Source organism: Streptomyces sp. NBC_00443 (assembly GCF_036014175.1).
Taxonomy (GTDB): Bacteria; Actinomycetota; Actinomycetes; order Streptomycetales; family Streptomycetaceae; genus Streptomyces.
Window position 1 is genome coordinate 2,384,748 of the sequence record NZ_CP107917.1, and the last position, 25,429, is coordinate 2,410,176.

Consider the following 25,429-nt stretch of genomic DNA (forward strand, 5'->3'; position numbering starts at 1 on the left):
CTATCCGGTGATCCCGTACGGTTCCGGATCTCGCCAGCGTTCGAAAGGCCGGTCAAGCGTGTACTTGCCGTCGTCCCCGAGAACGAGCATCCGCATCTCCGCGTTCCCGGGGTTCGACAGCGACTCGAATTCCGCGACGGTCCAGTGGAACCAGCGCATGCAGAACAAGCGCATCGCCAGCCCGTGGGTCACCAGCAGCACGTTCGGTGGATGGTCGGGTGCCTCGAAACTGCGGAACAGGCTCTCCAGGAAGCCGCCGACCCGGTCGTACACGTCGGCGCCTGACTCTCCCTGGACGAAGCGGTAGAAGAAGTGGCCGTAGGCGTCCCGGTAGGACTTCTGGAGGCGTACGTCGTCGCAGTCCTGCCAGTTTCCCCAGTCCTGCTCACGCAGCCGGGGCTCCTCGCGCACGCGTATCACCTCGGGATCCAGGTGGAAGGCGCGCAGCGTTTCGTGCGTGCGGCGGTAGGGCGAGACGTAGACGCTGACCCGCTCGCGGCCGAACACCTCCCGCAGCCGTTTGCCCGTCTCCTCGGCCTGGCGCCAGCCACGCTCGGTCAGGGCCAGAGCATGGTCGGGCTCACGCTCGTACACAGTGTCATCAACATTGCCCGTTGACTCGCCGTGCCGGACAAGGACGATGCGCCGTGGTCGTGGCATGCCAGAACCCTAGATCGGTTGAGGCCCGATCGTGGACTCGGGCGGGCCTCATAAGGCGTAGGTCACATATTTCCTGCACCAGCCGCCACACCAGGAGGCACCAATAGCGGGTCCGGAATTCAAACTATCCAGGTCGATTCGAGCTGGACGATGTCGCCCGTGAGGGCCGCAACGTCCGCCTCGGTCTGGGCACGCAGCGCCAGTCGCTCCACGCGTTCCGTGCGGTACTTGCCGTGCTCCGCGGCCGACCTCCACATCGACAGCACCAGGAACTCATGGCCCGGCGCCTCGCCGAACAGTCCGCGGATCATGCCCGGGGAGCCGGCCATCGCCGGGTTCCAGACCTTCTCCTGCATGAGCGTGAAGTGCTCGGCTCGGTCTTCGTGGACACGGCAGTGGGCCACTCGGACGAGGTCCGCGTCGGTGAAGCGAGGCTCGAAGCCGGTCTTCACGTCGAAGCGGTAGTCGAAGAGCTTGACCTGCATGTCCTTGTAGGTGCCCGACTGGGCCGCAGCCAGTCTGTCGTGCGAGCGCGCCATGAAGGAGTCGTAGAAGGAACGGCTCTCCCAGAACGAGAAGACATGCGCAACCCCCTGCCGCCCCCGGCTCCAACCCCCACCCTGCCCCCGAAATCCCGGCTCCCCGGAAGCCCCGCCCACTTTCGCTGCCCCCGCTCGAAGCCGCGGCGGTCCACCACGGTGCAGCGAATCCACTTGACCAGCACCGCGCCATGGTAAGGCCACGGAGCGTGGCGCCGGTCACGCTCGGCAGGAGAGGTCTTCAGCGCTCGTTGCCGCGCGCGTGGCAGGATGGACAACCGGCCTTGCCTGCTGGGCAGTTCAGGCTGAGCCATAAGCGCAACGGGGAAGGGGAAGCCTGGTGAACGCGATCAACAAGGGGATCCGGAAGGTCGAGATCTCAGTCAAGTGGGATCCGAGTCCGGCGGGTGATCCGCCCACCGACCTGGACCTTGTCGCCGCGACCTACCTGGCGAGCGATCCGTACGGCGATCCCGCCTATGTAGTGCACTTCGACAGCCGCTCTCCCGACGGCACCATCTATCTCAACCGGGACAGCCAGGACGGCAAGGGCTTCGGCTGGGACGAGGTCCTGACCGTGGAGCTGGACCGGCTCGACGGCCGGTACGCGCGCGTGATGGTCGGCGTCGCCATCCAGCAGCGCCCCGCTCAGCGCACCTTCGTCAGCGTCATCAATCCGGCCCTGCGCATCCGTGAGGGCTACACCGTCATGGCCGAGGACGACTTCGGCGGCGTCCTCGGGTCGACGGCGGCCACGGTCGCGGAGTTCGTACGCGAGGGATCGAGCACGTGGGAGTTCCACTCCGGCATCCATGGTTTCGAGGACGACCCGGCGACGTTCACAGCGAGCATGGGCAAGGCTCGCCGACCCTGAGCGTCGCCCTTACGTTCGTCGGCGCATCTGGCTTCAGCGAGCCGGACTTCTTTGGGCTCACGCGACTGCATCAGCGGGCTGGAGAGCGGAAGTAGGTGCCGGGGACCTTCCGCGGGGCCCTCTCCGAAGGCCGTAGCCAGGATGTCCTCACCGTCGATGATCGGTCGGATCTCGACTGCGCCTCCACTCTGAGCCGGCGTCGGCGTGACGACTTGGAGAGTGAGGTGTCTGAGGTGATTCCTGCGGGACGGCACGCCACGATGCTCCCTGGGCCACCATCGCCTGTCACAGGCTTGTTCTTCGCTGGTAGCACGGTGAAGGGGACCGGCCATCGGCCGGTCCCCTTCAAAACCTGCTGGTCAGGCGACTTAGCGAGTCACGTCGGATGTTGTGTCCGACGTGACTCCGCCTGTTTTCAGCTGCAGCCGCTGGTCGAGCCGCAGCCCTCGCAGATGTAGCAGGAGCCGGCTCGCTGCATCTTCGTGCCGCAGGAGAAGCACAGCGGGGCGTCGGCCTGGATGCCCAGCTGCATCTCCACCAACTCGGCGCTGGTGTGCGCCTGCTGCGGAGCGGGCTTGGCCGCCTCGACCTCGGCCTTCGGCGTGGCGACGGCCTTCAGCTCCTGTGCGCGCGGTGCCGACTGGGCCAGGCCCTCGACGTCCACCTCGTCATCGCCGGCCTCGTACGAACCGGTCTCAAGGTGACGCTGACGCTCCTCGGCGGAGTGGATACCGAGCGCGGAGCGAGTCTCGAACGGCAGGAAGTCGAGCGCCAGGCGGCGGAAGATGTAGTCGACGATCGAATGCGCCATCCGCACGTCCGGGTCGTCCGTCATGCCAGCCGGCTCGAAGCGCATGTTCGTGAACTTCGAGACGTACGTCTCCAGCGGCACGCCGTACTGCAGACCCACCGAGACGGCGATCGAGAAGGCGTCCATCATGCCCGCGAGCGTCGAGCCCTGCTTGGACATCTTCAGGAAGACCTCGCCGAGACCGTCGTCCGGATAGGAGTTGGCGGTCATGTAACCCTCGGCGCCGCCGACGGTGAAGGACGTCGTGATTCCGGGACGACCCTTCGGCAGACGCTTGCGGACCGGGCGGTACTCGACGACCTTTTCGACCGTCTGACGGATGGCGGCCTCGGCCTTCTCCGTGATCTCGGTCTTCTCCTTCTCCTTGGTCTTGGCGGAGAGGGGCTGGCCGACCTTGCAGTTGTCGCGATAGATGGCGAGCGCCTTGACGCCCATCTTCCAGGCCTCGAAGTAGATCTCCTCGACCTCCTCGACGGTCGCCGACTCCGGCATGTTGACCGTCTTGGACAGGGCGCCGGAGATCCACGGCTGGATCGCGGCCATCATGCGGACGTGGCCCATCGCGGAGATGGAGCGCTCGCCCATGGCGCAGTCGAACACCTCGTAGTGCTCGTGCTTGAGGCCCGGGGCGTCGACGACATTGCCGTGGTCGGCGATGTGGGCGACGATCGCCTCGATCTGCTCCTCCTGGTAGCCCAGGCGGCGCAGGGCCTGCGGGACGGTGCCGTTGACGATCTGCATCGAGCCGCCGCCGACCAGCTTCTTGAACTTGACCAGGGCGAGGTCCGGCTCAAGACCGGTGGTGTCGCAGGACATCGCCAGACCGATGGTGCCGGTCGGGGCGATGACGGACGCCTGGGAGTTACGGAAGCCGTTCTTCTCGCCAAGGCGCTGCACGTCCTGCCAGGCCTCCGTGGCCGCGGCCCAGACCGGCGTGTCCAGGTCGTCCATGCGGACGGCCGCGGAGTTGGCGTCGGCGTGCTGCTTCATGACGCGCAGGTGCGGCTGGGCGTTACGGGCGTAGCCGTCGTACGGGCCGACGACCGCGGCGAGTTCGGCGGAGCGCTTGTAGGACGTGCCCGTCATCAGCGAGGTGATGGCACCGGCGAGAGCGCGGCCGCCTTCGGAGTCGTACGCGTGACCGGTCGCCATCAGCAGGGCGCCGAGGTTGGCGTAGCCGATGCCGAGCTGGCGGAACGCGCGCGTGTTCTCACCGATCTTCTGCGTCGGGAAGTCCGCGAAGCAGATGGAGATGTCCATCGCGGTGATGACCAGCTCGACGACCTTCGCGAAGCGCTCGACCTCGAAGGACTGCTTGCCCTTGCCGTCGTCCTTCAGGAACTTCATCAGGTTCAGCGAGGCGAGGTTGCAGGACGTGTTGTCCAGGTGCATGTACTCGCTGCAGGGGTTCGAGCCGTTGATACGGCCGGACTCCGGGCAGGTGTGCCAGTGGTTGATGGTGTCGTCGTACTGGATGCCGGGGTCGGCGCAGGCCCAGGCGGCCTCGGCCATCTTGCGGAACAGAGCCTTGGCGTCGACCTCTTCGATGACCTCGCCGGTCATACGGGAGGTGAGGCCGAACTTGCCGCCCGCTTCTACGGCCTTCATGAACGTGTCGTTCACACGAACCGAGTTGTTGGCGTTCTGGTACTGGACGGACGTGATGTCGTCGCCGCCCAGGTCCATGTCGAAGCCCGCGTCACGGAGCGCGCGGATCTTCTCCTCTTCCTTGACCTTGGTCTGGATGAAGTCCTCGATGTCGGGGTGGTCGACGTCGAGGATGACCATCTTGGCGGCGCGGCGGGTGGCGCCGCCCGACTTGATCGTTCCTGCGGAGGCGTCGGCGCCGCGCATGAAGGAGACCGGACCGGAGGCGTTACCGCCGGAGGACAGCAGCTCCTTGGAGGAGCGGATGCGGGAGAGGTTCAGGCCGGCGCCGGAGCCGCCCTTGAAGATCATGCCCTCTTCCTTGTACCAGTCGAGGATGGACTCCATGGAGTCGTCGACGGCCAGGATGAAGCAGGCGGAGACCTGTTGCGGCTGCGGGGTGCCCACGTTGAACCAGACGGGGCTGTTGAAGCTGAAGATCTGGTGCAGGAGGGCGTATGCCAGCTCGTGCTCGAAGATCTCTGCGTCGGCGGGCGAGGCGAAGTACTTGTAGTCCTCGCCGGCCTTCCGATACGTCTTCACGATGCGGTCGATCAGCTGCTTGAGGCTGACCTCGCGCTGCGGGGTGCCGACGGCACCCCGGAAGTACTTGCTGGTGACGATGTTGACCGCGTTCACCGACCAGAAGTCGGGGAACTCCACGCCGCGCTGCTCGAAGTTGACCGAGCCGTCGCGCCAGTTGGTCATGACGACGTCACGGCGCTCCCAGGCCACCTCGTCGTACGGGTGCACGCCGGGGGTGGTGTGGATGCGCTCGATACGCAGTCCCTTGGTCGCCTTGGTGCCCTTGGCGCGGGAACTCCGTGCCGGACCGCTCGCCGTCTCTGTCATGCCGCCTCCCTGTACGGGCTAAAACGCCCTGAAGTGCCCCGATGTTCCCCGTGGCACGGTGTTCTGTCTGGTGCTGCGGGCACCGTCGGATTGCCACCCGCAGCAGGTCTTCTGTCGCCGCCTCGCGGCCGGATCCGGAGGTCCGAGGACCGGCCCGGCTCGCCCTCAGTCGGCGGCGTTGGCGGGCACGGGGACCTGTGCAGTCCCTCCGGACCCGCGGTCGTCCTCCTGGCCCCCCGTGACTGCGCATGCGTCGTTCTCGCGGTCGTCGTCGTCCGCGGCGGTGCGTCCCGTCCCCAGCCGGAGTTCCGTGATCGCGGCCTCGAAGTCCTCGAGCGAGTCGAACGCCCGGTACACGGAGGCGAATCGCAGATAGGCGACGAGGTCGAGCTCCTGCAACGGGCCGAGTATGGCCAGCCCCACGTCGTGGGTGGTCAGCTCGGCGCTTCCGGTGGCCCGCACCGCCTCCTCGACCCGTTGGCCGAGCTGGGCGAGCGCGTCCTCGGTGACAGGCCGTCCCTGGCATGCCTTGCGCACGCCATTGATGACCTTGGTACGGCTGAATGGCTCGGTGACTCCGGACCGCTTGATCACCATCAGCGAGCACGTCTCCACTGTCGTGAAACGACGGGAGCAGTCAGGACACTGGCGGCGCCTGCGGATCGACGTGCCGTCGTCAGTCGTACGGCTGTCGACGACGCGACTGTCGGGGTGCCTGCAGAAGGGGCAGTGCATAACTCCCAACCCTCCTCACAGCAGACTCAATAGCCTCGCTGGACCTCATGGGCCCCGCGAAGCAGCCCCAAGCATAGGCGATCTCTGAGCGGTCGAAGACCGGGGGGACCACAACTTCTGGGCTGCTGCTCCAATCCAACCACTAGATGTGGGGATTGGCTCATACATCGACGCCATACGCGCGTGTCGCTCAGACATTGCCAGGCACCGCACGGCCGGACCTGCGCGCGGCGCACTTGGCGCACGGCCGTATCCCCACGGCACATACGGAGATACCGTGAGCGCCACACGGAGGGGACGTGGGACTCCCGCACAGATGAGGGTCGGTTCCAGGTTGATCCGATCCCGGATGGCAGACTGGGGCAACAACCCACGAGGTCGTCACCCGGCGGTGAAGGGTACAACAATGGCCCCTTTTGCCCTTCGGGCAGCACGTCAGCCATACACCCAGACACACGATCACGTCAGGTGATTCGCGATTTTTCACTCGAACGTGTGTTTGGCGCAACCTTTCGAAAGCAACTACCGTTGTGCAGCAGGGAGACCATCGAGAGGGGCCGACGTGACCACCACCGCAGACAGTGCCACCATCACTGCCCAGGACCGCTCCCAGGGCCGACTCGAGCCGGTGCATGCGATGAACGAAGCCATGAGTCCCGAGGGACACAAGCGCTCCCTGCCGGGCCGACCTCCCGGCATCCGGGCGGACAGTTCAGGGCTCACCGACCGGCAGCGCCGCGTGATCGAAGTCATCAGGGATTCCGTGCAGCGGCGTGGCTACCCGCCGTCGATGCGGGAGATCGGTCAGGCGGTCGGCCTGTCCAGCACGTCCTCGGTCGCCCACCAGCTGATGGCACTGGAGCGCAAGGGATTCCTGCGCCGCGACCCGCACCGCCCGCGCGCGTACGAGGTGCGAGGCTCCGACCAGGCCGCCTCCGTGCAGCCCACGGACACCGCCGGCAAGCCCGCCGCGTCCTACGTCCCGCTGGTCGGCCGCATCGCCGCCGGTGGCCCGATCCTCGCGGAGGAGTCGGTCGAGGACGTCTTCCCCCTCCCCCGGCAGCTGGTGGGCGACGGCGAGCTCTTCGTCCTGAAGGTCGTCGGTGACTCGATGATCGAGGCCGCCATCTGCGACGGCGACTGGGTCACGGTCCGGCGCCAGCCGGTCGCGGAGAACGGCGACATCGTCGCCGCCATGCTCGACGGCGAGGCCACCGTCAAGCGCTTCAAGCGCGAGGACGGCCACGTCTGGCTCCTCCCGCACAACGCTGCGTACGAGCCGATTCCCGGCGACGACGCGACCATCCTGGGCAAGGTGGTGGCAGTGCTGCGGCGCGTGTGACGGCTGCGGCGGGCGAAGCCGACGGCGGCGCCCTCTGACCGGGCCCCGGGACCCCTGCGCCGGTTCCGGGGCCCTGTGCTGTCCGGGCGGCCGTGCGCGCTGCTTCAGACCCTGTGCCGCTGCCCCAACCCTGTGCGGTGCGGGAACCCCGCCGTCAGCGGGCTCTGGATCGGGGGTTAGCCTGTCGCGGCGCCGCGACAGGCTAACCCCGATCCTCACCCTGGCTGTTCCGCCATCACTGCGGCTGCTTTTCTGCCTCTGCCTTTATTGCCACCCCATCGATCGCAGCGAGCGACTTTCGAACCTGGTTACGGTCCGTCGTGTACCAGAAGTCGGGCAGTGACGCCTTGAGGTAGCTCCCGTACCGGGCCGTGGCCAGCCGCTGGTCCAGTACGGCGACGACACCGCGGTCCCCCGATGCCCGTACGAGGCGGCCGGCGCCCTGGGCCATCAGCAGCGCGGCGTGAGTGGCGGCGACTGCCATGAAGCCGTTGCCGCCGACGTCCTCCACAGCCTTCTGACGCGCGCTCATCAGCGGATCGTCCGGGCGCGGGAACGGGATCTTGTCCATGACGACCAGCTGACAGCTGGGACCGGGCACATCGACGCCCTGCCAGAGGGACAGCGTGCCGAAGAGGCAGGTCTGCGGGTCGGCCGCGAAGTTCTTGATCAGCTCGCCGAGCGTCTCCTCGCCCTGCAGGAGGATCGGGAACTCAGGGATGCGGGAGCGAAGCTCCTCGGCGGCCAGCTGGGCGGCCCGCATCGAGGAGAACAGGCCCAGCGTGCGACCGCCGGCCGCCTGGATCAGTTCGGTCAGCTCGTCGAGCATGTCCACGCGGTCGCCGTCCCGCGCGGGGCGCGAAAGGTGCTTGGCGACATACAGAATGCCCTGCTTGCGGTACTCGAAGGGCGAGCCGACATCCACTCCCTTCCACTGCGGAAGATCATCGCCCTCCGTGCCCTCGGGAGCGAGGCCCAGAGAGGCGCCGACGCCGTTGAAGTCGCCGCCCAGCTTCAAGGTCGCGGAGGTCAGAACGACGGAACGGTCCGCGAAGAGCTTCTCCCTCAGCAGTCCCGACACGGACATCGGGGCCACGCGCAGGGACGCGCCGAAACGGTCATGTCGCTCGTACCAGACGACGTCCCACTCGGAGCCGTTCGTGATGCGCTCCGCGACGTCGTGCACGGACTCGACCGAGGCCAACGCCTGCTTGCGGACCGCGTCCTCGTCCTGAACGGATTTGTCCCGAGCCGCGCCGATTGCGGAGATGACGGTACGGCAGGCGTCCCGCAACGCCATGAGGGCGTAGGCCAGGTCCTCCGGGATCTCCTCCAGTCGGCCCGGCAGGGCCAGCTCCATCAGCCGCTCGAAGCCCTCGGCGGCGGTCTGGAGCTGGTCGGCGGCCTTCTCGTTGGCGAGCTTCGCGGCGCGGCGCACCGCGCGGTTGACCTGGCCGGGTGTGAGCTCGCCGGTGGCGACTCCGGTGACCCGGGAGACCAGCTCGTGCGCCTCGTCGACGATCAGTACCTCGTGCTGTGGGAGGACGGGGGCGCCCTCGATGGCGTCGATCGCGAGCAGCGCGTGGTTGGTGACCACGACCTCCGCGAGCTTGGCCCGCTCACGGGCCATCTCGGCGAAGCACTCGGCACCGTACGCGCACTTCGAAGCGCCCAGGCACTCCCGCGACGACACCGACACCTGGCCCCAGGCCCGGTCGGACACACCGGGTGTCAGATCGTCGCGATCACCCGTCTCCGTCTCGTCCGACCAGTCGCGCAACCGCAGGAGGTCCTGCCCCAGCTTGCTCGTCGGCGCGGCCGCCTCGAACTGGTCGAAGAGACCTTCGTCCTCCTCCTGCGGCACGCCCTCGTGCAAGCGGTGCAGGCAAAGGTAGTTCGACCTGCCCTTGAGCATCGCGAACTCGGGGCGCCGGCGCAGCAGCGGGTGCAGTGCGTCGACGGTGCGCGGCAGGTCCCGCTCCACGAGCTGGCGCTGCAGGGCCAGCGTGGCCGTCGCCACGACGACGCGCTCCCCCTGTGCGAGCGCGGGCACGAGATATCCGAGCGACTTTCCGGTGCCGGTGCCGGCCTGGACCAGCAGATGGGAACCGCCGTCGATCGCCTCCGCGACGGATTCGGCCATGGTCACCTGGCCCGGGCGCTCCGTACCGCCGACGGCAGTGACGGCAGCGTGCAGGAGTTCGGGGAGTGGGGGCTTCGTCATAGCGTGACCACCCTACGGCCAGGCACTGACAAACGGGCGATCACGGTGGGGACGCAGGGCGGGACCAAGACCCGGACCACTCCGAGTGAGATCGGGTCGGTTCGGGTGGGTGTGGGGTTGGTTCGATCACGCTCACGTGTTGTGCGTATAGCGGTGTGGTTGGTTCGCCCATGGCCAGGGAGGATCGGTTGCGACCGGGTCGACTCGTTTGCGACCGGGGCGATTCGATGGCGACCGGACCGACCGGAAACGGCGGGGTCTACGGCGGGGTCCTTCGTCCGCGACCCGGGTGGGAAACAGATTCGGCAGGTAGGAATCCCGCAGCCAATCGCTCCGTGAGCGTGATCCGAGTCGTCGAGTGCACCAACCGCTCGACCGCGAGCCAGAGCCGGGTGGGAACCAGATCGCCCCGACCGGTGTACCAGTTGTGATGACGCTGCGACACGGTGTCACAACAGATGGCGCAGGCTCCGGTCTCTCACCATGAGGGCAGCCCGCTTGGCGGGCAGCTCGATCTCGGCGGAGAACCGAAAACCGGCGCTCAGGAACGCGGCGACGGAAGGGGTGTTGCGAATGTCGGGTTCGGCGACGATGCGCGCGCAGGGGGGCCGCTTGTCGAGGACCAGGTCGGCGACGGCTCGGAGAAGGGTGCCGCCAAGGCCTCGCCCGCGGTCGCCGACAGCACCGATGAGGAGGTGGAGTCCGGTGTCGTGGGGTCGGGCCGGGTAATACCGGGCGAGCGGGTCGAGGTCGGCTCGGTAGAGCTCCCAATAGCTCATCGGCGTGCCATCAAGCAGGCCCACGCACGGGACGCTGCGTCCGTCACCGGAGAGATGGGACCTCAGATGCTCCTCGGTCGCGTTCCGGGGCCCGGCCAACCCCCAGAACGCGGCGATGGCGGGGTCGTTCATCCACCGGTCGATGATCGGAAGGTCTCGTTCGATCCGCGCAGGGACAAGGTGAAGCGCTCCTGCGGGTGTGCTGATCGGCCCCCATTCGGCAACGCGGTCAAGCAGATCGTCGGTGTTCGGGAGATCTGGATCCGAGGCGAATGGGACCGAGGTAGCGCCTGAGCTCTGCTCCCGGGCGGCACGGGGCTCCTCCGCGAAGAGAGCGACGATCTCGTCGGGCAGGCGCATGTCCAGCGTGTCCTCACTGTCTGCGCACACGCCCGCCTCGGAGATACGGCCATCACGAGCACCCAGGCTCATGGCGGCACAGATGTCGGTGACGGGGGCAGTACCGGCGTCGGCGCTCGCGTCGGTGGGAGGCACGGCGACGCTCCTCTCAGGAGGTGGGGCGGGGCATGTTCCTCAGGGATGAAGGGTGTTGGTGACAGCCGGAGGCGATGTCGGGAGTGCAGAAGCCGAGCGATGGAGCGACCGTGGTCGGAGGTGAGGCCTGACTCAGAAGTGCGGTGTGGCGAGGGGCCAGGGGCGAGGTGAAAGGTCAGGAATGCAGGGGGTTGGCGATGGAGACGTAGACGGACTGGGTGTCGACCGGGCCGACGAGTTCATCGAGGCCGTGCAGCCGGGTCAGCAGATTGGCCTTGCAGCGCAGAACCGGAGAGTCGAGCAGGTGGGCAGGTAGTGAGGTGCGGAGTCGGCTGGGACCGGACGCCACCTCACTGAGGAAACGGCGGAAGGCAGAGAGCAGCAGCCGCTCGTCGGCGAGACGCTGGGAGCCGAACGCTCCGATGAGGCCGAACACGTTGTTGATCGCGAGGTAGTACGCGAAACGCTCGTCGGTCACTTCGTCCGAGACGAACGTGTCGCTGTGCTCACCGATGCCGGACAACCGGGCGTCGAGTTCAGCGCGCCGGGACTCACGGAAGTAGTAACCCTGGTTGTCGCGGTACCGGCCGCCCGAAGGCCAGCCGTCAGCGTCCAGTACGAGCAGTGTGTTCTGCTGGTGTGCTTCCAGGGCGACTCCGGCCTCCGAGTCCAGCCACAGCACAGGGCGGACAGCCTGCTCGAGGTAGCGCAGGAACCACTCGGCGGCAACGGTCCTACGGGGGCGGCCTGTTCGGGCGGCGAGACACGTGACCAGCTCGGCCAAACGGGACCGCAGCGGCTCCGCGCCCGTCGGGGGTCGGCCGGTGGCGGTGCCGGGTTCTGCGCACGGGCGGGGTGAGACGAGTCCGGCTACGCAGGACACGTCGTCGGAATGCCGGAACGGGTTGTGCCGGATCATCACGTCAAGGCCGTCTACTGGGATGCCGTCCGGTCCGTCGACGGCGAGCCATGCCGGGTCGCGAACGATGTCAAAGCCTGGGTGCTCGCTTCGCCATTGTGTGGAGAGGCCACTGCGCAGAAGTCGGTGGACCTCGACACCGCGGTGCAGTTCCTTGCGGAGGTTCTCACGGCGGGAGTTGGTGATCCGAAGGCCCAGCGACACCTTGAGCATGGCGGGGGCACCGGACCTGTAGACGGTCCGTACGGATGAGGTGGGATGCCAAGAGGCGCCACGGGCGCCGAGGTCCTGGAGCAGTCCGGCATCGAGCAGCGCCGCGGTCTCGGGCCGGTGCCGGACCTCACGCAGCTGCCAAGGATGGACGGGCAGGGCCGCGTAGCCGTCGGGCAACGACAGCTCAGGGCCGGCGAGTCGGGACGTGATCTGGACGGCGGGGACAACACGGCCACGTTCGGTCCAGGCCGAGTCGGCGGCGAGCAGGGAGGAAGCGACAGCCAGCCAGTGCAAGGGAAAGGAGCCGCACAACTCGGGTGAGTATCGCTGCGCTTCAGCCTCGGTGAGGCCCTCGCGGCTCTTGGGCGTCGGGTGGAGCGGATGTCCGAGCAGGAGCGCCTGTTCGGCCGCGAGAAACAGGTCGGGGGTGTCGGCGGGATTTACGCGACGCTCACTGATGAAGGTGACGGTTCGCCGGACAGAGTCGGCGACACGGGCACCGAGGTCAGTCGCGGCAGAAATCGCTGGGCCCGACAGGGCTGTGTGCGTTGGAGAAGCAGGGGACCCGGATACGGGGTCGGTCGGCGGTACGGAGGGGGTCGGAGATACGCCGGACGTCGAAGGCGCGACAGAGGTCAGAGGTGCAGCAGAGGTCAAGGGCGCGGCGGAGGTCAGTGGCGCGGCAAGGGCCAAGGGCGCGGCGAAAGGCGCCGTCGGGCCGGCGCTTGAAGCCACGGCCGCAGGGCGCCCTCCCCCGAGGGTCTCCCTGGCGAGCAGTGCGGCGAGGGTGACCGCATCCGTCGGTGGGTACGGGACGGACACGTCAGCCAGGTACGGGAAGCCGAAGCGGTGCCACCCCGTAGGGGACCAGTAGCCAACGGGGACCAGCAGGGCTGTGCCAGTGGCAGGCAACGGGATACGGAGGACCCCACCGTGAGGTGCCGGGAGATTCGTCTCGCGTACCCAGCAGCGGAGCAGGTTCTCCACGGCGGCGGCCTGGGCTGCGATGTGCGGGTCGGGATGCTCGAGAAGGTCAGAGGTGACGTCGCCATGCAGCCAATCGGCGTCCGCAGCACCTCCCTGCGTCGTCGCAAGCGGCGGTACCCGCCCCCCGCGAACTCCCTGTGCCGGCACGCGTTCCTGCGGTGTGCCGCCTTCCTGCCAGGCGTCTTCCATATGCGACGCGGGCGGCACTTGCTGGGAGACAGGTGGGGCGGAGGAGCCTCGCCGGCCGGTATCGGTGCGGCCGTCGGATGCGGGGGTGGTGGTCAAGGCTGGTCCTCTTGAAGTGGTTCCGGCTGAGCGGCGACGGGCCGTGTATTGCAGTGAGGTTGGGTGTGGTCTGGGGAAGGGCGGCGTTTCCGCAAGGGTGCGGTTGGAGGGGGTGTGTCAGGTGGCGGCGAGGTTCCGACGGGAAGCGACGGGTCGCTCGGGTGTGGGTTGGTCGCGGGGCCCCGGGGCGAGAGCACGGGGCCGAGAGCACGGGGGCATGGAAGGAGCCGGCGTGCGCCCACGCCCTGCCGCGCTACCCGGCGTGGTCGCCCCGGTCACTGTGCTGCCGGTGACCCGAGTGCGGCTGATGCGTCCGATCACGGCCGGTGTGACCGGTGTGACCGGTGGGACCACTGCGGCCGATACGACCGGCGCGACCGCGGGACACCGCCTCCACCGCGTCGGCCAACCGGTCCAGCACAGCGGCCGCCTGCTCGTCGCTGATGGTCAGGGGCGGAAGGAGTCGCACAACGCTGGAGTGACGGCCTCCGAGTTCGACGATCAGGCCACGGCGCAGGCACTCCTGTTGGATGGCGGCGGCGAGTTCGGGGGCGGCGGGACGCGGATGGTGGTCCGGGTCCCGGAGTACCGCCGCCCTTGCTCCTTCGCTGCCAAGAGCGACATCCTCCGGGGAGCCACCCGCGTTCCGGGCAGGGCCGAGACCCGCGAGACCGTCTGCCCCACCGCCGGCCCAGCCGAGATCATTCCGCGCACCCGATCGAACCGAAGCGATCAACTCGGCCTGGCCGGCACCGCCCCCGTGTCCTTCGAGCCAGGCCCGGGTCCCTGGTTCACGCCCGGCCACGCCAATCCCCTCGAGCGCCGCCAGGATCGCCGGCCGCCCCTCGTCCACCTGGGATTCGCCCTGTGGCTCCACGACCTCGACCCCGATCATGAGCCCCCTCCCCCGCACATCCCCGATGCACGCGAACTCCGCGGCAAGTCCCTGGAGCTGCTGCAGCATCCGCGAGCCCAGCTCGGCCGCGCGCTCGGCGAGGCGGTTCTCGCGGACGTAGGCGAGGGTCGCTGTGCCGGCGGCCATGGCGAGCTGGTTGCCACGGAACGTCCCGGCGTGAGCGCCGGGTTGCCAGGCGTCGAGTTCGTCGCGGTAGACGATGACGGCCAGGGGCAGGCTGCCACCGATGGCCTTGGAGAGGACCATGACGTCGGGGGTGATGCCACTGTGCTCCACGGCCCAGAAGGAGCCAGTGCGCCCGACCCCTGTCTGGACCTCGTCGGCGATCAGCGGGATGGAGCGGTCGGCGGTGATCTGCCTCATGCGCCGCAGCCACCCGTCAGGCGCGGGGATCACTCCGCCCTCGCCCTGGACCGGTTCGAGGATCATCCCGGCGGGGCACGGCACACCCGATTTCGGGTCGTCGAGGACGGACTCGGTCCAGCGGGCGGCGAGTTCGGCACCGTGTTCGCCGCCGACACCGAAGGGGCAGCGGTAGTCCTGGGGGTACGGCAGGCGCGCGACCCGTACGTCGAAGGCGCCTCCGGATGCTTCGAGCGCTCCAGCGGTCATCCCGTGGTACGCACCGCTGAACGCGAGCATCCCGGTCCGTCCGGTCGCGGCCCGGACGAGCTTGAAGGCGGCTTCCACCGCATCGGTTCCGGCCGGTCCGCAGAACTGCACGCGCGCGTGGTCGGCGAGACCGGGCGGCAGGGTTCGGAACAGCTCGGTGATGAAGGCGTCCTTGACTGGCGTGGCCAGATCGAGGACGTGCAGTGGTGCCCCCGAGTCCAGGACCTTGCGGATGGCTTCCAGGACGACCGGGTGGTTGTGCCCGAGCGCCAGCGTCCCGGCGCCGGAGAGGCAGTCCAGGTAACGGCGGCCGTCCGCCCCCTCGATGGTCAGCCCGCGCGCCCGTACCGGCACGATCGGCAGGGCGCGAGCGTAGGTGCGCGCCGACGACTCGCGCGCCGACTGCCGTCGCAGGATCCCCTCGTGCACGGCGGCAGCCCCCGCCGAGTCGGACGTACCCTCACGCACAGATTCGGTCACGGCCATGGCTCCCTGTCCTCCCGCTGTCCAGGGGCGAGCAGGTCTGTCGCATCCTCGCCCGACCCGACATACGAAGCCCCGCGAGCGTCCACTCGAAACTCCGGGGAACTGGGCACAGGGGACCGCACACAGACAGCAGGTCCCCACGGCTACCAACCGCGGACCGTTCACCGGGTTACGGGTTGCTTCAAGATCCTTGCCGTGACGGAACCGTTGCCGTTCCGTCGGAAGTCCCCCACAGCGAGCGCATAGTGTGTGGTGCCGTCCCAACGCGCCGTGACATCACGCCGGACCAGCGATTGATCAGCGGAAGTTCACGGCCGAGGCGCCAAGTACCGTCACCCCAGGGGAGTCAGATCATGCGATCGATACGACCGTCGTTCACCGCTCGCCGAGGGAGGAGCACGCGCCGCAGAACCTCCCCGCTGCCCATAGTCGCGCTCGCCGCCGCGCTGGCCCTCACCGTCACGGCCTGCGACTCGGGCGACGCCGAGGCGGGCGGCGATGCCACGGCGTCCGCCGCGGCCGGGGGCGAGGGCGAGGGCGAGGGCGAGATCACGATCCCGGACGACATCAAGGACAAGCTCAAAGAGCACGGGATCGACATCGACAAGTGGAAGGACGGCGCCTGGAAGAAGTGGGACAGGGACGACTGGCTCCGCGAGGCCCAGGACTACATCAACCCGATCATCGAGGGCTTGTGGGACCCGGACCGGATGCGGGACGCCGAGGACCCGGACCGGGGCGTCGACGAAAGTGACCTTTCCGGTGACCAGGGTGTGACCGACCCGACGCCGGAGCCCGTGGACGCTCAGGCCGTGCCGCCTGCGTACCACGTCAACGCACCCGAGGCGGGCAAGGTGTTCTTCGACTCCCCCGAGGGCACGATGGTCTGCTCGGCGACGGTCGTGCAGGACCCGGCCAACCCCGGCAAGTCCAACATGGTGTGGACGGCCGGCCACTGCGTTCACGCGGGCAAGAGCGGCGGCTGGTACCGCAACATCACCTTCGTGCCGTCGTACAACAACGACGACATGTCGGCCACGAAGCGCGAGAGCGCGACGCGGGAGCAGGTCGCTCCGTTCGGCGTCTGGTGGGCCGACTGGGCACAGACCTCCGACCAGTGGATCGCACAGGGCGGTGCGACGGGCGGGGACGGCGCCTCGTACGACTTCGCGGTGCTGCATGTGAAGCCGGAGGAGGGCAGCAACGGCAAGTCCCTGGAGGAGACGGTCGGTTCGGCCCTGCCGGTGGACTTCAACGCTCCGGCCGTCCCCGACGTGGACAGCATCAAGGCGATCGGCTATCCGGCCGCCGCGCCGTTCGACGGCGAGAAGCTGTACCAGTGCCAGGACAAGCCCGGTCGGCTTTCGCTCAATGGGTCGGATCCGACGATGTACCGGATCGGCTGCACCATGACCGGCGGTTCGTCCGGTGGCGGCTGGATCGCGACGGGCTCGGACGGCAAGCCGGCGCTTGTGTCCAACACCTCCATCGGCCCGGTCGATTCGGGCTGGCTGGCAGGTCCGCGGCTGGGCAAGGAGGCCAAGGGCATCTTCGACAGGATGAGCGACAAGTTCACCGGTCAGTGATGTCGGCCGGCGTCGACGCAGAGGTCGGGCAGTGACGCCACCGTAGGCATCGACGTCGGTGGGGCGGTGGGATGGTGGGGTGGCGGGAAGAAACCTTCACCGCCTCACCGCCGTTCGCCCTCAACTCCACGGGCATAGTGGGGTGTCGCGCCCGAGGGTCCCGCACGAGAGCGTGCGTGGACCATCGTGACCCGCATCTGATGTCAGGTACTACGGCACAGCACGTTCCAACGGGGGTTACCGCACCATGCGTTCCACACATATGTCCGCAGCTCCACGCAGAGGACGGCGCTCCGGCCTGGCCGCCACCGGCCTCGTTGCCGTCCTGGCGCTCACCGCGACCGCCTGTGACGGCTCGGCGGAGAGCGCGGCGAGCGACAAGGCCGACGCTGCCGCGTCCCGGGCCGCCGGCCTCGGCGAGGACAAGATCCAGATCCCGGCCGACATCGCGGACAAGCTCGAGAAGCACGGCATCGATGTCGACAAGTGGACCAGGGGCGGCTGGAAGGACTGGGACAAGGACAAGTGGCTCAGCGAAGCCAAGGACTTCGTCAACCCGGTGATCGAGGGCCTCTGGAAGCCTGAGCGGATGCAGTCCGCGAAGGAGGCCAACAAGACGGTCACCACGCAGGACGCCTCGGCCGACCAGGGCGTGAGCGACCCGGAGCCTGCGCCCGTCCAGGCCACGGCCGAGAAGACGCCGTACCACGACAACGCGGCCCCCGTCGGCAAGGTCTTCTTCGACCCCCCGACGGCCCTGCCGTCTGCTCCGGCACGGTCGTCAAGGACGTCAACCACCCCGGCAAGTCCAACCTGGTCTGGACGGCCGGTCACTGTGTGCACGCCGGTGGCAAGGGCGGCTGGTACCGCAACATCGTCTTCGTCCCGTCCTACAACGACCTCGGCAAGTCCGAGGCGCAGCTCGGCAACGCCACGCCTGCTGAGGTCGCCCCGTACGGCAACTGGTGGGCCGACTGGGTCTCGACCTCGAACGACTGGATCCAGGGCGGCTCGGAGACGGGCGGGGCGGGTGCCGCGTACGACTACTCCGTGCTGCATGTGAAGCCGGAGCAGGGCTCCAAGTCGCTCGAGGAGACGGTCGGCGCCGCACTCGACGTGGACTTCTCGGCCCCGGCGGCGACCGAGGCCGGGACGATGGGCGGCTGGGGCTACCCGGCGGCGCCTCCGTACAACGGCCTGCAGATGTTCAAGTGCCTCGACCAGCCCGGCCGGTTCTCGCTCAGTCCGGCCCTGCCGACGATGTACCGCATCGGCTGCACCATGACCGGCGGTTCGTCGGGCGGCGGCTGGATCCGTGTCGTGAACGGCGAGACCAAGCTGGTCTCGAACACCTCGATCGGCCCTGAGGACAACACCTGGCTCGCGGGCCCGCAGCTGGGCGCCGGCGCCGAGGCGGTGTACCAGCACATGAGCAGGACGTACGGCGGTCGGTGACGCGCAGGTAAGGGCACGACTAAGGCCCGCTCCCCTGCCACAGGGGGCGGGCCTTCGGCATTGCCATGGCAGCCTGAGCCGCTGTGGATCAGCGGCTCAGGCGGTCGGCTTACGACGGCTCAGGCGGTCGGCGCCGGAACGTACGGCGCGAGATCCGCCGCCAGCTCCTCGTGCACCCGCGCCTTGAGCAGCGTGCCCTCCGGGGTGTGCTCCTCGGAGATCACCTCGCCCTCGGTGTGGGCGCGGGCGACCAGCTTGCCGTGCGTGTACGGCACGAGTGCCTCGATCTCGACGGACGGGCGGGGCAGCTCGTTGTCGATCAGCGCGAGCAGCTCGTCGATGCCCTGGCCAGTGCGGGCCGAGACCGCAATCGAACGCGTCTCGATCCGCAGCAGCCGCTGCAGCGTCAGTGGGTCGGCCGCGTCCGCCTTGTTGATCACGACGATCTCCGGTACGTCGGTGGCGCCGACGTCCCTGATCACCTCGCGCACGGCGGCCAGCTGCTCCTCCGGGTTCGGGTGCGAACCGTCCACCACGTGCAGGATCAGGTCGGAAGCGCCGACCTCCTCCATCGTGGAGCGGAACGCCTCGACCAGGTGGTGCGGCAGGTGTCGTACGAAGCCGACGGTGTCGGCCAGCGTGTAGAGCCGTCCGCCCGGGGTCTCGGCCCGGCGCACGGTCGGGTCAAGGGTCGCGAACAGGGCGTTCTCGACCAGCACGCCCGCGCCCGTGAGGCGGTTGAGCAGCGAGGACTTGCCCGCGTTGGTGTAGCCCGCGATGGCGACCGACGGCACCTTGTTGCGCCGGCGTACCTGGCGCTGGATCTCGCGGCCGGTCTTCATCTCCGCGATCTCACGGCGCATCTTCGCCATCTTCTCGCGGATCCGTCGCCGGTCCGTCTCGATCTTGGTCTCACCGGGACCACGGGTGGCGAGCCCGCCGCCCTTCCCGCCGCCCATCTGCCGGGACAGCGACTGACCCCAGCCGCGCAGCCTCGGCAGCATGTACTGCATCTGCGCGAGCGCGACCTGCGCCTTGCCCTCTCGGGACTTGGCGTGCTGGGCGAAGATGTCGAGGATCAGGGCCGTACGGTCGATGACCTTGACCTTGACGACGTCCTCGAGGTGGATGAGCTGGCCGGGGCTGAGCTCACCATCGCAGATGACGGTGTCGGCGCCGGTTTCCAGCACGATGTCCCGCAGCTCCTCGGCCTTGCCGGAGCCGATATAGGTGGCAGCGTCGGGCTTGTCACGGCGCTGGATCACGCCGTCGAGCACCAGCGCGCCCGCGGTCTCCGCGAGGGCGGCGAGCTCCGCGAGGGAGTTGTCCGCGTCCTGCGCGGTCCCCGTGGTCCAGACACCGACGAGCACGACCCGCTCCAGGCGGAGCTGGCGGTACTCGACCTCGGTGACGTCCTCGAGCTCGGTGGAGAGGCCCGCCACACGGCGCAGAGCCGCGCGGTCGGAGCGGTCGAACTGGTCGCCGTCCCGCTCTCCGTCGATCTCGTGGCTCCAGGCGACGTCCTCTTCCATCAGGGCATCGGCCCGAAGGCCTTCGGGGTGAGTGTGCGCGGCGCGCTGCGTGTCCTGGGAAAAGGAAGAAGAGGAGGTCATTGGGTCCTTACGTCGATGGGAATCCGCTTGCGGCGACTGTGGCAGTGACGGTGGCTTCCCGGACCGAGTCCGTGACGCCCCGAATAACTTTCCGTCACTGCTCACAACGCACGAGCGCCTCGGGAGATTCCCGCGTGCCGTGCCGTGCCGACCGGAAAATGGTCGCACGGCACGGCACGTCTCGTCACCGCCTTATTTATCGGCTGCCTTCTTGGGGCCGGCCTTCTTGGCCGCGTTCCCGGCGCCCGATTTCTTGGCCGCCTTCCCGGAGGCCACCTTCTTGGCCGCCTTCTCGGAGACCGTCTTCTTCGCCGCCTTCTCGGGGTCCGCGGCCTTCCACTCCGGCTGACCGGGCATCGGCGGGGTCTTCTTGCCGTACAGCCAGGCGTGCATGAAGCCGTCGAGCTGGCGTCCGGAGATGTCCTCCGCGAGCGCGACGAAGTCCGCGGTCGTGGCGGAGCGGTCCTTGTGGCGCTTCACCCAGGCGCGCTCCAGGCGCTCGAAGTCCGGGGCGCCGATCTCCTGGCGGAGGGCGTAAAGGACCAGGGCCGCGCCGTCATAGACGTTCGGCCGGAAAATGCCGTTCTTCTTGCCGGCGGCTGCCGCCTTGGGTGCCGCGGGCGGTCCGCCGGCCGTACGCCAGCGGTCGGACGCGGCGTACGCGGCCTTCATCCGCGCTTCCATCGGCCTGCCCGCCTTCTCGGCCGCGTACAGGGCCTCGTACCAGGTGGCGTGCCCTTCGCTGAGCCACAGGTCGGACCAGGTGCGCGGGCTGACGCTGTCGCCGAACCACTGGTGCGCCAGCTCGTGCACCATGATCGACTCGATGTACCACTTCGGGTAGGCGGCCTCGGTGAAGAGGTCCCTCTCGAAGAGGGAGAGCGTCTGGGTCTCGAGTTCGAAGCCGGTGGCGGCGTCCGCCATGAGCAGGCCGTACGTCTCGAGGGGGTACCGCCCGATCTTGCTCTCCATCCAGGAGATCTGGCCGGGGGTCTTCTTCAGCCACGGTTCGAGCTGTTTGCGGTCCTTGGTGGGCACGACGTCCCGTAGGGGCAGCCCGTGCGGGCCCGTGCGACGCACCACCGTGGAGCGGCCGATGGAGACCTGGGCGAGCTCGGTGGCCATGGGGTGCCGGGTGCGGTACGTCCATGTCGTCGCGTCGGCCGCGCGGTCCACGTCGGTCGGCAGGCCGTTGGCGACAGCGGTGTAGCCCTTGGGCGCGGTGACCCGGAAGGTGAACATGGCCTTGTCGGACGGGTGGTCGTTGCACGGGAACACGACGTGGGCGGCGTCGGCCTGGTTGGCCATCACAAGGCCGTCCGAGGTCTGCACCCAGCCGCCGTCCCGGCCCTTTGTGTACACGGGATCGCTGGTGTGCCGCACGGTGATCTGCGTCCAGCTGCCGTCGGACAGCGGCTCCTCGGGAGTGACGACGAGGTCCTCACCGGCGCTGCGGAACGTCGCCGGCTCCCCGTCGACCTGGACGGACTCGACCTTTCCGTGGGCGAAGTCCAGGTTGACGCGGTCCAGGTCCTTGGTCGTCCACGCGTCGATCGTGGTGACGGCCTGGAGGGGCTTGTCGTTGGAGCCGGAGTAGCGGAAGGACAGGTCGTACGACGCCACGTCGTAGCCGGGGTTGCCCAGGTTCGGGAAGAGGCGGTCGCCGATTCCCAGGGGCGTGACGGGGGCACTGGCGGCGAGGAGACCGAAGGAGGCGGTTGCGGCGAACAGCGCGAGCGCCTTGCGTCGCCTCGGGGATCCGGGACGGGTGCGAGGAGCGCCAGGGGCTGGTCGCTGAGCCTCGGTGCGGGGGATGAGCAGCATGCACCACGGCTATCAGCGCGCGCGTGCGCGGCGTTGACGACGCGCGACCGGCCCACTCGAACGGGTATGTCAAGTGGGTGCAAGTCTTTGGGGAATTGCCACGGGAACGGCAGGTGAACGGCTGCCCGAGGGACGACCGGGCGTGAAAGCCGACATCGACCGGCCCCCGGCGCGCCCCGCGCCCCTCACGCCCCCTGCGTCTGCGGTTGCGCCCTCGTCACGTCGTACACGCCCGCCACGTTCCGCATCGCCCGCATGAGCCCCGGCAGCAGCGCCGCGTCCGGCAGTTGGACGGTGTACGTGTGGCGTACGCGCTGCTGGGTCGGGGGTTCGACCGTCGCCGAGACGATCTCCGCCCCCTCCATGGCCATGGCTTCGGTGAGGTCCGCCAGGAGGTGGGGGCGAACGAACGATTCGGCGACCAGCGTGACCCGGCACTCGGTGGTGTCACCCCAGCGCACGTCGACCTCCGCGCGCCCGGCGCTCTTCATACGCGCCACCGCGGCGCACTCGATGCGGTGAACCGTCACCACTCCCCCGCGCACGGTGAACCCGGTGACCTCGTCGGGCGGTACGGGCGTGCAGCAACCGGCGAGGCGTACGGTCGCGCCGGGCCGGTCGACGAGAACGCTGGCGGCTGGTCGCCCGAGTGGCCCCTCGACGGCCAGGCGTACGGCAGGAACGTCCGCGTCGGCCGGCGGGCTCCCCGATTCCTCGGCCGAGGACCGGAACTGCGTCACAGGCTCCTCGGCGGCGTCACCCTGCTGGGGGTGGGTGGTCAGCCACCGCTGGATGGCGATCCGCGCGGCGGGCGTGTGGGCGTGCTCCAGCCACTCCCTGGAGGGCTCCGAGGCCGGATCCTGGCCCATCAGGAGCTGGACGGTGTCGCCGTCCCGCAGCACCGTACTGAGGGTCGCCAGGCGGCCGTTGACGCGGGCACCGATGCACGCGTGCGCGTCCTCGCCGTACTGGGCGTACGCGGCGTCCACACAGGTCGCGCCCTCGGGCAGGCCGAGGGCGCCACCATCGGGCCGGTAAACGGTGATCTCACGGTCCTGGGCCAGGTCCTCCCGCAGCGTGGACCAGAAGGTGTCCGGGTCGGGGGCGGCCTCCTGCCAGTCGAGAAGGCGGGACAGCCAGCCAGGGCGCGTGGGGTCGGCGCGCTCGCCGTCGCTCGACGCGGCCTGCTCCTCCGAAGGATGAGCGTAGGGATTGCCGAGCGCCACGACACCGGCCTCGGCGACCTTGTGCATCTGGTGGGTCCGGATGAGGACTTCGGCGACCTGGCCGTCCGCGCGGGCGACGGCCGTGTGCAGCGACTGGTACAGGTTGAACTTGGGGACGGCGATGAAGTCCTTGAACTCCGAGACGACCGGCGTCATACAGGTGTGCAGCTCACCCAGGACGCCGTAACAGTCCGCGTCCTCGCTCACCAGGACCAGCAGCCGCCCGAAGTCGGAGCCGCGCATCCGGCCGCGCTTGCGGGACACCCGGTGCACGGAGACGAAATGCCGTGGCCTGATGAGGACTTCTGCCTGGATGCCTGCCTCGCGCAGGACCTTGCGCATCTCGTCGGCCATCTCCGCGAGCGGATCGTCGGCGCGTGCGACGTTGCCGACGATCAACTCCCGTGTGTGCTTGTACTCCTCGGGGTGCAGGATCGCGAAGACCAGGTCTTCCAGTTCCGTCTTGAGCGCCTGGACGCCGAGCCGCTCGGCGAGCGGGATGAGGACGTCGCGGGTCACCTTGGCGATGCGGGCCTGTTTCTCGGGGCGCATCACGCCGAGGGTGCGCATGTTGTGCAGCCGGTCGGCGAGTTTGATCGACATCACACGGACGTCGTTGCCGGTCGCAACGAGCATCTTGCGGAAGGTCTCAGGCTCGGCGGCGGCGCCGTAGTCGACCTTCTCCAGCTTGGTCACGCCGTCGACGAGGAAGCGGACCTCCGCACCGAACTGCTCGCCTACCTGATCGAGCGTCACGTCGGTGTCCTCGACGGTGTCGTGGAGCAAGGACGCCGTCAAGGTCGTGGTTTCGGCGCCGAGTTCGGCGAGGATCAGGGTCACGGCGAGCGGGTGCGTGATGTACGGCTCGCCGCTCTTGCGCATCTGGCCGCGGTGCGAGGACTCCGCCAGTACATAGGCGCGGCGCAGGGGTTCGAGGTCGGCGTCGGAGTGGTGGGCCCGGTGCGCGTCGACGACATGGCCGATCGCGTCGGGCAGCCGGCCGCGCGAGGCGGGGCCGAGCAGCGCAGCCCGGCCGAGGCGGCGCAGGTCGATGCGTGCGCGGGCCTTCCTGCGTGGCACCGCAGGCGTCACAGGGCCTGCTACCGGGCCTGGCGTCGCGGGATTCGTGGCCTCCGCACTCATGGGCACCTCCGGCTGCGTGGACCGGCGAACGGGGTGCCCCATGGCGGACACGGCTCAGGGGACGACGACATCTCCCCCGTCCGGGCCGGTGCTTGATGCTACCGAGCCCATCACGTGCGACTGACCGCCTCTCGCCCAGCGTGAAACGGATCACCCATTCGAGCGAGGGTTTATGGGTTTACGTTTTTGCGCCACACGGCCCGCTGTCGTTCGTGATCTCGAACGCGCCCGGGATCCCCGCGCCCGTAATCTCGGGCCACGGCTCGCCTGTGCGGCTTTGAGCCGAGTCAGGGAACCGCTCAACGAGCGAACGTTTCCAGCCACTCCGCGTCGATCTCCCCTGTGGCCACGATCACCGCGGGGCCGGTCATCTCGATCTCGCCATCGGGTCGCTCGGTGATCACCAGGGTGCCGCCGGGCACATCGACGGTGTACGTCACGGGAGCTCCGGTGACCGCCGGGTCGGCCCCGTCCCGCCGCGCGGCGGCCACGGCGACGGCGCACGCGCCCGTGCCGCACGACCGGGTCTCGCCGGCACCGCGCTCGTGCACACGCAGCGCGACGTGCCGGGGCGCCCGGTCGACGACGAACTCGACGTTCACACCGTCCGGGTACGCCGAGGCCGGGCTGAACGGCGGCGGGGAGTACAGGTCGCCGGCGTGCGCGAGGTCGTCCACGAAAGCGACCGCGTGCGGGTTGCCCATGTTCACGTGCCGCGCGGGCCAGCTGCGCTCACCGACGCTGACCGTGACGTCTCCCTCGGGGAGCAGCGCCTGGCCCATGCCGACCGTCACGTCACCGTCCTTGGCGATGTGCACGGCCTTCACACCTCCGCGGGTGGCGACCGCGAGGTCCCCCTCGGTGACGTGTCCGGCACGCTGGAGGTAGCGCGCGAAGACGCGCACGCCGTTCCCGCACATCTCCGCGATCGAGCCGTCGCCGTTGCGGTAGTCCATGAACCACTCGGCCTCGGTCGCCATGTCCTTGGCTTCGGGGTGCGCCGCGGACCGCACGACGTGCAGCAGTCCGTCACCACCGATGCCCGCGCGGCGGTCGCACAGGGCGGCAACGGCGCTCGGGGGCAGGTCGACGGCGTTCTCGGGGTCCGGGACGATCACGAAGTCGTTCTCGGTGCCGTGGCCCTTGAGGAAGGCGATCCGCGTGCTCATTCCTCGATCGTACGGTGCCGCTATGACAGAGCCGAAA

14 protein-coding genes and 2 pseudogenes are annotated in these 25,429 nt (G+C 68.8%); 4 read left to right on the plus strand and 12 right to left on the minus strand.

The window, feature by feature from the left end:
* Positions 1–660: a histidine phosphatase family protein gene (locus tag OHO27_RS10555; protein WP_328422576.1), complete on the minus strand. Its 660-nt coding sequence runs from the start codon at positions 658–660 to the stop codon at positions 1–3.
* Between the two features lie 119 nt (positions 661–779).
* Positions 780–1,384 (minus strand): annotated as a pseudogene (locus OHO27_RS10560) (YdbC family protein).
* 155 nt (positions 1,385–1,539) lie between these two features.
* On the opposite strand from OHO27_RS10560, the gene OHO27_RS10565 reads away from it, so the two are divergent.
* Positions 1,540–2,073, plus strand: coding sequence for a TerD family protein (locus OHO27_RS10565; protein WP_328422578.1), 534 nt, complete (start codon positions 1,540–1,542; stop codon positions 2,071–2,073).
* A 415-nt stretch (positions 2,074–2,488) separates the two neighbouring features.
* Here the strand turns inward: OHO27_RS10565 and OHO27_RS10570 are convergent, their stop codons facing one another.
* Together OHO27_RS10570 and nrdR are read right to left on the minus strand one after the other, a co-directional pair.
* Complete coding sequence (locus tag OHO27_RS10570) at positions 2,489–5,383, minus strand: vitamin B12-dependent ribonucleotide reductase (protein WP_328422580.1); 2,895 nt, start codon at positions 5,381–5,383, stop codon at positions 2,489–2,491.
* Between the two features lie 165 nt (positions 5,384–5,548).
* Entirely contained in the window at positions 5,549–6,118 is a 570-nt protein-coding gene (gene nrdR, locus OHO27_RS10575) for a transcriptional regulator NrdR (RefSeq protein ID WP_328422582.1), read from the minus strand.
* 562 nt (positions 6,119–6,680) lie between these two features.
* Between nrdR and lexA the strand changes: the two genes are divergently transcribed.
* Complete coding sequence (gene lexA, locus OHO27_RS10580) at positions 6,681–7,460, plus strand: transcriptional repressor LexA (RefSeq protein WP_328422584.1); 780 nt, start codon at positions 6,681–6,683, stop codon at positions 7,458–7,460.
* Between the two features lie 235 nt (positions 7,461–7,695).
* On the opposite strand, the gene OHO27_RS10585 is transcribed toward lexA, so the two are convergent.
* From OHO27_RS10585 to OHO27_RS10600, 4 genes are all read right to left on the minus strand, one after another.
* Positions 7,696–9,684, minus strand: a complete 1,989-nt coding sequence (locus tag OHO27_RS10585; RefSeq protein WP_328422586.1) for an ATP-dependent DNA helicase — start codon at positions 9,682–9,684, stop codon at positions 7,696–7,698.
* A gap of 449 nt (positions 9,685–10,133) precedes the next feature.
* Positions 10,134–10,958 carry a GNAT family N-acetyltransferase gene (locus tag OHO27_RS10590; RefSeq protein ID WP_328422588.1) on the minus strand — a complete coding sequence of 275 codons (825 nt, stop codon included), beginning with the start codon at positions 10,956–10,958 and terminating at the stop codon, positions 10,134–10,136.
* A 175-nt stretch (positions 10,959–11,133) separates the two neighbouring features.
* Positions 11,134–13,266 (minus strand): IucA/IucC family protein, encoded by a 2,133-nt coding sequence (locus OHO27_RS10595; protein WP_443059700.1) that lies wholly within the window; start codon positions 13,264–13,266, stop codon positions 11,134–11,136.
* A gap of 349 nt (positions 13,267–13,615) precedes the next feature.
* Positions 13,616–15,376, minus strand: a complete 1,761-nt coding sequence (locus tag OHO27_RS10600) for a diaminobutyrate--2-oxoglutarate transaminase family protein (RefSeq protein ID WP_328422590.1) — start codon at positions 15,374–15,376, stop codon at positions 13,616–13,618.
* 353 nt (positions 15,377–15,729) lie between these two features.
* On the opposite strand from OHO27_RS10600, the gene OHO27_RS10605 reads away from it, so the two are divergent.
* Positions 15,730–16,962 (plus strand): trypsin-like serine peptidase, encoded by a 1,233-nt coding sequence (locus tag OHO27_RS10605; protein WP_328422592.1) that lies wholly within the window; start codon positions 15,730–15,732, stop codon positions 16,960–16,962.
* 247 nt (positions 16,963–17,209) lie between these two features.
* Positions 17,210–18,417 (plus strand): annotated as a pseudogene (locus OHO27_RS10610) (trypsin-like serine peptidase).
* A 119-nt stretch (positions 18,418–18,536) separates the two neighbouring features.
* Here the strand turns inward: OHO27_RS10610 and hflX are convergent.
* The 4 genes from hflX to dapF form a co-directional block, all read right to left on the minus strand.
* The gene (gene hflX, locus OHO27_RS10615; protein ID WP_328422594.1) at positions 18,537–20,030 is read right to left on the minus strand and encodes a GTPase HflX; all 1,494 of its coding nucleotides are present in this window, start codon (positions 20,028–20,030) and stop codon (positions 18,537–18,539) included.
* A 192-nt stretch (positions 20,031–20,222) separates the two neighbouring features.
* Positions 20,223–21,854, minus strand: a complete 1,632-nt coding sequence (locus OHO27_RS10620) for a M1 family metallopeptidase (protein ID WP_328422596.1) — start codon at positions 21,852–21,854, stop codon at positions 20,223–20,225.
* Positions 21,855–22,039: 185 nt separating this feature from the next.
* On the minus strand, positions 22,040–24,223 hold the full coding sequence (locus OHO27_RS10625) for a RelA/SpoT family protein (RefSeq protein WP_328422598.1): 2,184 nt from the start codon (positions 24,221–24,223) through the stop codon (positions 22,040–22,042).
* 299 nt (positions 24,224–24,522) lie between these two features.
* Entirely contained in the window at positions 24,523–25,392 is an 870-nt protein-coding gene (gene dapF / locus OHO27_RS10630; RefSeq protein ID WP_328422600.1) for a diaminopimelate epimerase, read from the minus strand.
* Between the last annotated feature and the right edge of the window lie 37 nt (positions 25,393–25,429).